Source organism: Actinomycetota bacterium (assembly GCA_036280995.1).
In the GTDB taxonomy this organism is placed as follows: domain Bacteria; phylum Actinomycetota; class CALGFH01; order CALGFH01; family CALGFH01; genus CALGFH01.
Genome location: DASUPQ010000560.1, coordinates 1 through 9,360, shown reverse-complemented (window position 1 = coordinate 9,360; position 9,360 = coordinate 1). Strand labels below are relative to the sequence as shown.

General features: G+C 73.6%; 9 protein-coding genes and 1 pseudogene. 4 read left to right on the top strand and 6 right to left on the bottom strand.

Annotated features, from left to right (window positions below; translation table 11 throughout):
* The 4 genes and pseudogenes from VF468_18990 to VF468_18975 all read right to left on the bottom strand — a co-directional run.
* Positions 1-284: class I fructose-bisphosphate aldolase (locus VF468_18990; GenBank protein ID HEX5880377.1), on the bottom strand; the 284-nt coding region annotated here is incomplete at its 3' end.
* Positions 285-500: 216 nt separating this feature from the next.
* Positions 501-710, bottom strand: coding sequence for a heavy-metal-associated domain-containing protein (locus tag VF468_18985; GenBank protein ID HEX5880376.1), 210 nt, complete (start codon positions 708-710; stop codon positions 501-503).
* On the bottom strand, positions 707-2,857 hold the full coding sequence (locus tag VF468_18980; GenBank protein ID HEX5880375.1) for a copper-translocating P-type ATPase: 2,151 nt from the start codon (positions 2,855-2,857) through the stop codon (positions 707-709). The genes VF468_18985 and VF468_18980 overlap by 4 nt, the downstream gene beginning before the upstream one ends.
* 74 nt (positions 2,858-2,931) lie before the next feature.
* Positions 2,932-3,003, bottom strand: a pseudogene (locus VF468_18975) (heavy-metal-associated domain-containing protein).
* A 166-nt stretch (positions 3,004-3,169) separates the two neighbouring features.
* Between VF468_18975 and VF468_18970 the strand changes: the two are divergent.
* The 3 genes from VF468_18970 to VF468_18960 all read left to right on the top strand — a co-directional run bounded on the left by VF468_18970 (position 3,170) and on the right by VF468_18960 (position 5,940).
* A complete protein-coding gene (locus VF468_18970; protein ID HEX5880374.1) occupies positions 3,170-3,430 on the top strand; it encodes a metal-sensitive transcriptional regulator in 261 nt (86 codons plus the stop codon).
* Between the two features lie 104 nt (positions 3,431-3,534).
* Positions 3,535-3,819: a GlsB/YeaQ/YmgE family stress response membrane protein gene (locus VF468_18965; protein HEX5880373.1), complete on the top strand. Its 285-nt coding sequence runs from the start codon at positions 3,535-3,537 to the stop codon at positions 3,817-3,819.
* A gap of 312 nt (positions 3,820-4,131) precedes the next feature.
* Entirely contained in the window at positions 4,132-5,940 is a 1,809-nt protein-coding gene (locus VF468_18960) for a S8 family serine peptidase (protein HEX5880372.1), read from the top strand.
* Between the two features lie 45 nt (positions 5,941-5,985).
* On the opposite strand, the gene VF468_18955 is transcribed toward VF468_18960, so the two are convergent.
* Entirely contained in the window at positions 5,986-7,470 is a 1,485-nt protein-coding gene (locus VF468_18955; protein ID HEX5880371.1) for a glutamate--cysteine ligase, read from the bottom strand.
* A gap of 12 nt (positions 7,471-7,482) precedes the next feature.
* Positions 7,483-8,355 (bottom strand): MoxR family ATPase, encoded by an 873-nt coding sequence (locus tag VF468_18950; GenBank protein HEX5880370.1) that lies wholly within the window; start codon positions 8,353-8,355, stop codon positions 7,483-7,485.
* Positions 8,356-8,442: 87 nt separating this feature from the next.
* Between VF468_18950 and VF468_18945 the strand changes: the two genes are divergently transcribed.
* The coding region (locus tag VF468_18945) for a transposase (GenBank protein ID HEX5880369.1) at positions 8,443-9,360 on the top strand (918 nt) is incomplete at its 3' end.

Genomic DNA, 9,360 nt, shown 5'->3' with positions numbered 1-9,360 from the left:
CCGGGGATGATGCCCTGGCCGGACAGGACCTCGGCCAGGGGGGTCCCGTCGGCGGCCTGCTGGTGGATGGTCTCGTCGTACAAGATCACCCCGGAGAGGAACTGGTTGGCCCCCTGGGTGGTGAACAACAACTCCCGATAGGCGCGGCGCTGCTCGCTGGTGGACTCGACCTGGATCGACTGGAAGCGCTTGGCGATGGTCCCGCTGCTCTCATCGGCAGCCAAGATGCCCTTACCCGGAGCAACCAACGCCACCGCGGTCGCGGCCAACTCGTCTGCGGTCATTGCCGACGCCTCCTCGCGGTCTGGGAACCTCTACAGTACCCGTGTCAGGCCAGCGTGGGCGGGTGGGTTGGGTCCCATGCACCTGCCGGGCGCGGTGGCCAGGGTTCTCGCGCGAACGGGCGCCCTTCAGCGACCCCAGCCCTCAGGGTGCCCCATGCGGCAGCGCTCCTGAGGGTGCCAATGCGGTTCGGGCCGCCCCGGGTTCGAGAGGGCCGGTCAGCCGGCGACCTCGTAGCCCTCCTCGGCCAGGGTGGTGCGGATGGTGGCGGGGGTGACGGCCGCGTCGTCGTAGGTGATCTGGACGGTCCGGGCGGCGACGTCGACGGCGGCGCCGTGGACGCCGGGAATGCCGCCGAGGGCGGATTCGATGGTCCGCTGGCAGTGGTCGCAGGAGATGTCCGGGACCGAGAGGGTCTCGGTGGTCATGGGCGCTCCTGGGAGACGGGGTGGCCGGCCGGGTGGGCCGGTTGGGCGGGCGGCTGGGCCGGTTCGGGGGGTGGCTGGGTCAGGCCCGGGGACAGGACGAGGGCGGCGGCCAGGGCGACCACGGCCACCCCGGCCAGGGCCAGGCGGCGGGCCCGGACCGCTCGGGGGCGGGCCGGGGAGAAGGCGCGGAGCTGCAGGGAGCAGCTGACCACGAACACGCTGGACAGGCTCATGGCGGCCGCGGCCACCATGGGGTGGAGGCGGCCCAGGGCGGCCAGGGGGATGGCGGCCACGTTGTAGGCGAACGCCCAGAACAGGTTCTGCTTGATGGTGGCGTAGGTCTCCCGGGACAGGGCGACGGCGTCGGCCACGCCGTTCGGGTCGCCGCCGACCAGGGTCAGGTCGCTGGCCTCGACGGCCACGTCGGCGCCGCCGCCGAGGGCCACGCCGACGTCGGCCTGGGCCAGGGCCGGGGCGTCGTTGACGCCGTCGCCGACCATGGCCACCACCTGGCCGGCCCGCTGGCGGCGGCGGACCTCGGCCACCTTGCCGTCGGGCAGGAGCTCGGCCGCGAGCTCGTCCACACCCAGCTCGCCGGCCACCGTCGCCGCCGTCGCCCGGTGGTCCCCGGTGAGCAGGACCGTCTCCAGCCCGAGAGCGCGGAGCCGCTCCACGGCCGCCCGGGCGCCCGGCTTGACCCGGTCGGCGACGGCCAGCACGCCCCTGGCCCGGCCGTCCCAGCCGGCCACGACCGCGGTCCGGCCGGTCGCCCGCATGGCGTCGGCCGCGGCCACGACCCGCTCGGGGACGGTCCAGCCCCGCTCCTCCAGCAGCCCGGCCGAGCCGACCAGCAGCTCGTGGCCGCCGACCCGGCCGCTGACGCCCCGGCCGGGGAGGTTCCTGAACGCCTCGGCGGGGGAGAGGGCCAGCCCGCGGTCCCGGGCGCCGTCGGCCACGGCCCGGGCCACCGGGTGCTCGGAGGCGTCCTCGAGGCTGGCCGCCAGGGCCAGCAGCCGGTCCGGGTCGGTGCCGTCGTCGGCGGCCACCTCGACCAGGGACATGCGGCCCTCGGTGACCGTGCCCGTCTTGTCGAGCAGGGCGGTCGTCACCCGGCCGGCCCGCTCCAGCACCTCGGCCCCGCGGATGAGGATGCCGAGCTGGGCGCCCCGGCCGGTCCCGGCCATGACCGCGGTCGGGGTGGCCAGGCCGAGCGCGCACGGGCAGGCCACGATGAGCACGGCCACGGCGGCCGAGACCGCCTCGCCGGCGTCGTGGCCGGTGACCAGCCAGCCGGCCAGGGTGACGGCGGCGACGCCCAGGACCACCGGCACGAACACGCCCGCGACCCGGTCGGCCAGGCGCTGCACCGGGGCCTTGGAGCCCTGGGCGGCCTCGACCAGCCGCACGATCTGGGCCAGGGCGGTGTCGGCCCCGACCCGGGTCGCCCGCACCACCAGCCGGCCCTCCAGGTTGACGGTGGCCCCGGTGACGTCGTCGCCCGGGCCGACCTCGACCGGGACCGACTCGCCGGTCAGCAGCGACCGGTCGATCGAGGAGCGGCCCTGCTCCACCACCCCGTCGGTGGCCAGCTTCTGGCCGGGCCGGACCACGAACCGGTCGCCGACCGCCACCGCCTCGGCCGGGACCGGGACCTCGGCCCCGTCGCGCAGCACCATGGCCGTGCCCGCGCCCAGCTCCAGCAGGCGGCGCAGGGCCTGCCCGGAGCGGCGCCGGGCCCGCCCCTCCAGCCAGCGGCCGAGCAGGATCAGGACCACGATCACGCTGGCGACCTCGAAGTAGACGTGGCCGCCGGGGTCCGCGGCGGCCGGGTCGCCGGCCAGCAGCACCGCCACCGACCAGCCCCAGGCGGCCAGGGTGCCCAGCGAGACCAGCGTGTCCATGGTCGCGGTCCGGTGCCGCAGCCCGGCCAGGGCGGCCCGGTGGAAGCCGGCCCCGGCCCACAGCACCACCGGGGTGGCCAGGACCGCGGCCAGCCACGCCCAGCCGGGGTACCGCAGGGCCGGGAACATGGACAGGGCGAGGACGGGAACGGTGAGCGCGGCCGCGGCCAGCAGGCGGGTGCGGCCCTCGTCCCCACCCTCGTCGCCATCCGGCTCGGTGCCAACGGCATAGCCGAGGGCGGCCACCTTCTCGGCGAACGCCGGGGGCCGGTGACCGCCGGGTCGTAGACGACAGTGGCCCGCTCGGCGGCCAGGTTGACGCTGGCCGAGGCGACCCCGTCGATCCGGAGCAGGCCCCGTTCGATCCGGGCCGCGCAGGCGCCGCAGGTCATGCCCTCGATCGGCAGGTCGACCCTGGTCGCGCCCGCCCGCTCCGGCGCCGCTGCCGCCACCGCCACCTCCGTCGGCGTCGCTCCTGATACCCACCCCGGGTATCTTAGGATACGCTACCGGGGTATCGGGGCGTGCAAGAGAGGAGGCGCCGTGCCCGGCTACACCATGCAGAAGCAGCAGCTGCAGACGCGCCTGCGCCGCATCGAGGGCCAGGTCCGCGGCGTGGCCCGCATGATCGACGAGGACAAGTACTGCGTCGACGTGGTCACCCAGGTCGCGGCCATCCAGGCCGCCCTCGACAAGGTGTCGCTGGGGCTGCTCGACGGCCACCTCCGCGGCTGCGTCCGCGAGGAGATCCAGGCCGGCGGCGGCGACGCCAAGGTCGACGAGCTGCTCCAGGTGATGGACCGGGTCCTGCGCCGCTGAGCTCCCCGGCCGCCGGCCACCCCCGCTGGCTTGCGCGGACGTCGTCCCTAGATGTTCGATACGCGCAGCGCGCGAAGCAGATCAACCTCGAAGGGAGCGCTGTCATGCTCGGAGCCGTGCTGCTCGGCCTCGTCGCCGGCGTGATCGCCCGGATGCTCGTCCCCGGCGACGTGTTCCGGAACATGAGCGGCCCCACGTCGTGGCTGGCGTCGATCGCCCTCGGCCTGGCCGGGGCCATCCTCGGCTACTTCATCTTCACCGTCGGCCTCGGCATCGGTGACACCGACATGTTCGACTTCGGCGGCATCCTCTCCGCCATCATCGGCACCGTGATCGTCCTCCTCATCGCCGGCTTCTTCCTCGGCCGCCGGCGCACCAGCAGACTGTGATCACCGGGGTCCACGCCCTGGTCTTCTCCAAGGCCAAGGGGGGTCGGGTTCGCCACCCCCGTCACCGAGCAGGGCTTCGGCCTGATGACCCGCCTCAAGCTCCCCGGCGGCGGCGAGCTGGGCCTCTACGAGCCCAGGCACCCGACGGCGATCGAGGGGGTCCGGCCGGCGCGGCTGCGTACCCGGGGATACGACGCGCTCCGGATTGGCGTGATCACCCAACTCGTGGATGCTTGTCCCATCGACGGTGATTTGCGAGGATCACCGGGTCATCGGATGGGTCAGGCCGTTGAAGGGCGGGAGGAAGGGCCAATGAAGGTTCGAACCGTGCTCCGGGCGCTGGTCGTGACGACCATCCTGGCCGTGCTGGCGGCGCTGCTGCCCCAGATGGCCGCCGCCGCCCCCGAGAAGGCGTCGGGGCGGTACCTGGTCAAGGCCAGGTCGGCGGCCGACTACGCCGGCCTGCGGGCCAAGGCGGTCAAGGAGGGCGCGCGGGTCGTGCGCGACCTGCGGCAGGTGAACACGATGGTCCTGCGCGCGCCGGCGGCCGCGCGGACTAGCCTGGCCGCCGACCGGCGGACGGCCGGGATCGCCCGGAGCGGGGTGCGGCGCATCACCGCCGAGGTGGGCGCGCCGAACCTGGACTCGCCCGGCCTCCGCGGCGCGACCCGGCTCAAGGCCAAGGCGCCGGCGGCCACCACCGCGGCCGGGGTCAACCCCGACCCGGCCTGGGACTACAAGGGCCTCCTCTGGGACTACCGCCGCATCGGCCTGCCCCAGGGCTGGAAGAAGACCGCCGGCAGCTCCAAGATCACCGTCGGCGTGGCCGACACCGGCCTCGACTTCACCCACCACGAGCTGGGCCCCAAGGTCAAGCAGGTGATCGACTTCACCGGCCTGGAGGACCCGCCGATCTGCAAGACCGCCTTCGGCGTGTCCGACGAGGACCTGGCCGCCGAGTTCGGCGGGCCGGTGACCACCGACTGGAACGGCCACGGGTCCTGGATCGGCGGCCGCATCGCCGCCGCCCTGGACGGCACCGGCATCAACGGGATCGCCCCCAAGGTCAACCTGGTCGCCCTGAAGATCTCCCAGTGGTGCGGCTCGGCCACCGACGACGAGCTCCTGGCCGCCTTCGTGACCGCCGCCGACATGCGGCTGGACGTCGTCAACATCTCCTTCGGCGGGTTCCAGGACATCTCCACCCCCGAGGGCCGGGCCGTCTACCAGGCCTACATCGACGCGGCCGCCTACGCCCGCAGCAAGGGCACGATCATCGTCGCCTCGGCCGGCAACGAGCACGTCCGGGTCGGCGCCGGCGGCGTCATCCTCAGCCACGGCCAGCTGTCCACCCCCGCCGACCCGGCCGAGGACTGGCCCGACCCGTTCGGCCAGGTCGAGCTGCCCGGTGGGGCGCCCGGCTACGTCGACGTGGCCGCGACCAACCGGGTCAACGTCCCCTCGTCGGCCAGCTGCCCGCCGGGCACCATCGGCGACCCGGGCGACCCCGACGCCGACCCGCCCGTCCCGCCCAACTTCAACGCCACCTGCAAGCCGACCAGCGACCGCCACCACGCGGCCGGGCAGGGCGCGCGGAACCAGCTCAGCTACTACTCCAGCTACGGCCCCCGGATCGACATCGCCGGCCCGGGCGGGGCGCGCAAGTTCAACCTGCCTGCCTTCGACCGGGGCGGCACCCCCGGGTTCCCCTACACCTTGGAGGACCTGACCAACGCCTGGCAGGTGTTCAGCACCACCTCCAACTGGGCGGTGCAGATCCCCTGCTTCACCTTCACCACCGGCTCCGGGTTCCCGCAGGGCGAGTGCTACTCGACCATCCAGGGCACCTCGATGGCCGCGCCGCAGGTGGCGGGGTCGCTGGCCCTGATCGCCAGCGCCCACCCGTCGCTGCGCAAGCGCCCGGGAGCGCTCATCGCCCGCATGAAGCGGCTGGCCAACGACGGTCCGACCAACCGCACCCGGGCCCTGTCGGCCACCGACACCTCGCCCGGTGACCTGACCGGGCTGCCCTGCGACATCGGCTACTGCCACCTGGAGGGGCCGCGCATCCGCGACCGTGAGGCGTACGGGGCCGGGCTGGTCAACGTGGCCAAGCCGTAGCCCGTACCGACGACTGGCGAGGGGCCGGCCCGCCGGGCCGGCCCCTCAGCCTTCCACGGGCCAGGTGTGGACCGGGTCGCCGGTCCCCTGCAGCTCCAGGTAGCGCTCCAGCAGCCGGGCCAGGGCCTGCTCGCGCCCCGTCTTGCCCGCAAGGGCGGCCAGGGTGCGCCGCTGCCAGACGGCGCCGGTCTGGCCGGCGGTGACCCGGTCGCCGAGCACCCCGAGCAGCCGGTCGGCCTCGCCGGGGTCGACGCCGGCGCCGACTAGCCCGCGGCGGGCCTCGGGCAGCAGCCGCGGCACCAGCTCGGCCGCCCCGACCCGCTCGGAGCCGTCGGCGGTGGGCCACTCCAGCTCGGCCTCCAGGCCGAGGCGGGCCGCGTCGTAGAAGTTGGCGTGGGCCCTGGCGAACATCAGCCGCCTGGTCCAGTCACCGGCGTCGGGGGCCAGGGCCAGGGTGAGCCCGAGCATGAAGGCGGCGTTGGCCAGCATGTCGACCACGCTCGGCCCGGCCGGCAGGGGGCGCATCTCGATCCGGAGGTGGCCGCCGAACCCGGAGTCGTAGATGGCCCGGTTCCAGCGCCACACCGTGCCCTGGTGCAGCCGCAGCTCCTCCAGCCGCGGCACGCCGCCGTCGCCAAGGGCGAGCAGCGGGTCCTGGTCGCCGCAGATCGGCAGCAGCGGCTCGTGGTGGCGCACGCTCTCCTCGAACAGGTCGAGGATGCTGGTGCGCAGCCAGTCGGTCCCGAAGGCCACCCGCGACACCATCCGCTCCCGTCCCGGGGTGTCGCGGTCGTCGGCCGCCTGCTCGAACAGGGCGATGCGGGTCTCCTCCCACAGCACCCGGCCGAGGAACAGCGGCGAGTTGCCGGCGGCGGCCAGCACCGGGGCGGTGGCCAGCTGGGCGGCGTTGAAGTGGTCGACGTAGTCGCCGGGGTCGACCCGCAGGTGGACCTGGAAGGAGGTGTTGGCCCCCTCCATGACGATGTTGTCCCGCACCACCCGCAGCGTCTCGCCGTCGCGGCCCTCGATCTCGATCTCGAACGGCTCGGCCTTGACCCGGGAGAGGCTCCAGTCGAGGGCCCGGTAGCGGGGGGCGTCGGTGATCGCCCCCCGGTGCAGGTCCTCGTCGCGCAGGGTGGGCAGGATGCCGACCATGGCCACCCGGCCGCCGTGGGAGCGGGCGGTGGCCCGGACCGACTCCAGCGCCCCCTCCAGGTCGCGCCCCAGGCTGGTCAGCGGCTGGCCGGCCAGCGGCGACGGCGACGGGTTGACCTCCAGGTTGAACCGGTCCAGCTCCAGGGTCAGGCGGGGGTCGCCGGCGTCCTGCAGGATGGCCTGGTTCTTGGACAGGGGGTGGCCCTGGTCGTCGATCAGGAACAGCTCCAGCTCGGCCCCGATGGTCCGGGGCCCCTCGCCGAACCCGGGCCGTTCCAGCAGCTGGTCCAGCGCCTCCAGGCAATGGTCGAGCCGCTCGGTGAAGCGGGTGTAGTCGGCCTCGTCGAACCGCTCGCGGTCGATCTCGATCCCCATCCGACCTCCCTCCTAGGGCCGGGCCCGGCCCAGCTCGGCCCGGGCGCGCTGGATGTCGCGCTCGTGCTTGAGGAGCAGGTGCAGCGTGTCGTCGACCGTCTCGGGGTCGAGGGAGCGGCGCTCCAGGTGCACCAGGGTCCGGGCCCAGTCGATCGTCTCCGAGATCGACGGCGACTTCTTGAGGTCGAGCTGGCGGATGGACCGCACCACCTGGGCGATCTGGGTGGCCAGGAGCTCGTCGACCTCCGGCACCCGGGCCCGGACGATCTCGCGCTCGCGGTCCACGTCCGGGTAGTCGATGTAGAGGTACAGGCAGCGCCGGCGCAGCGCCTCCGACAGCTCCCGGGTGGCGTTGGAGGTGAGCACGATCAGGGGCCGCTGGGTGCCGGCGATGGTGCCCAGCTCGGGGATGGACACCTGGAAGTCCGACAGCACCTCCAGCAGCAGCGCCTCGGTCTCGACCTCCACCCGGTCGACCTCGTCGATCAGCAGCACCACCGGGTCGGCGGCCCGGATGGCCTCCAGCAGCGGGCGGGTGAGCAGGAACGGCTCGGAGAAGATGTCGGCCTCGACGTCGGCCCAGCTGGCGTCGTGGGCCCGGTCGGCCTGGATGCGCAGGAGCTGCTTCTTGTAGTTCCACTCGTACAGGGCCTTGCTCTCGTCGAGCCCCTCGTAGCACTGGAGGCGGATGAGGCGGGCCCCGGTGGCGGCGGCCAGGGCCTTGGCCAGCTCGGTCTTGCCGACCCCGGCCGGCCCCTCGGCCAGGACCGGCTTGGAGAGCCGGTCGGCCAGGAAGGCGACGTTGGCGATCATCGGGGTGGCCAGGTAGTGGGCCTTGGCCAGGCGCTGGGTCACGTCGTCGACGTCGGCGAACCGGTGGGCCATCTAGTTCCTCCAAGGGCCTATTGCAGCTGAGGGGGAATCGGGACGTGGCCCCTAGCCAGTCCCACGGCCGCTCTATAGTCGCGGTATGTGGTGGCCAAACTACCGCCGCCCGCTGCTCGAGGGCTGGCCGTGAGACGCGCTGACAAGCTGCGTGCCTACCCCACGCGCTCGCAGGAGAATCGGGCGGTGCGGCTGTTGGCCGACCACTGCGACCTGTACAACGCCGCCCTCGCCGAGCGCCGCGAAGCCTGGCGCATGCACAAGGTCAGGGTGTCCTACGGCACCCAGTCGGCCCAGCTCAAGGAGATCCGCGAAGGTGATCCGGGCGGGCAGGGTCGCCATTCGTTCACCGCTCAGCAGCAGACCCTCCGCCGCCTCAACACCGTGTTCGCTGCCTACTTCAAACGCGCCCGCGGCGCTAAGGGAAGCGCGCGGAGGGTTGGCTACCCACGCTTCAAGCCCCGCCAGCGCTTCGACCAGGTGCTGTTCGTCGCCGGGGATGGCGCCAAGTGGGAACCCGCCGACGGTGGCCGGTGGGCGCATGCCAGCTTCCAGGCGGTCGGACGGGTCAAGGTCGGCCAGCATCGGTCGCTGGTCGGTCAGACCAAGACGCTGCAGCTCAAGCGGGAGGGTCGCCGCTGGTATGTGATCGTCGTCGCCGAGGCCGAGGTCAACCCGCTGCCGCCGGCGGGCCGGTCGGTTGGGGTCGACCTGGGGGTGGCGCGGTTCCTGACCACCAGCGACGGCGAGATCATCGCCAACGCGCGGTTTCTCAAGGCCGCTCAGGGGCGGATCGTTGATCTCCAGCGCCGCAAGGAGCGGGCCCGGCCCGGCTCTGGCAACCGTAGGCGACTGCGGCGTGCCCTCGCCAAGGAGGGGCGCAGGCTCCGCAACCAGCGGCGCGACTTCCACCACAAGACCGCCCGCGGCCTCGTCGACGACAACGACGCGATAGCGCTGGAAGACCTGCACGTCGACAACTTGACCGCCTCGGCCAGGGGCACC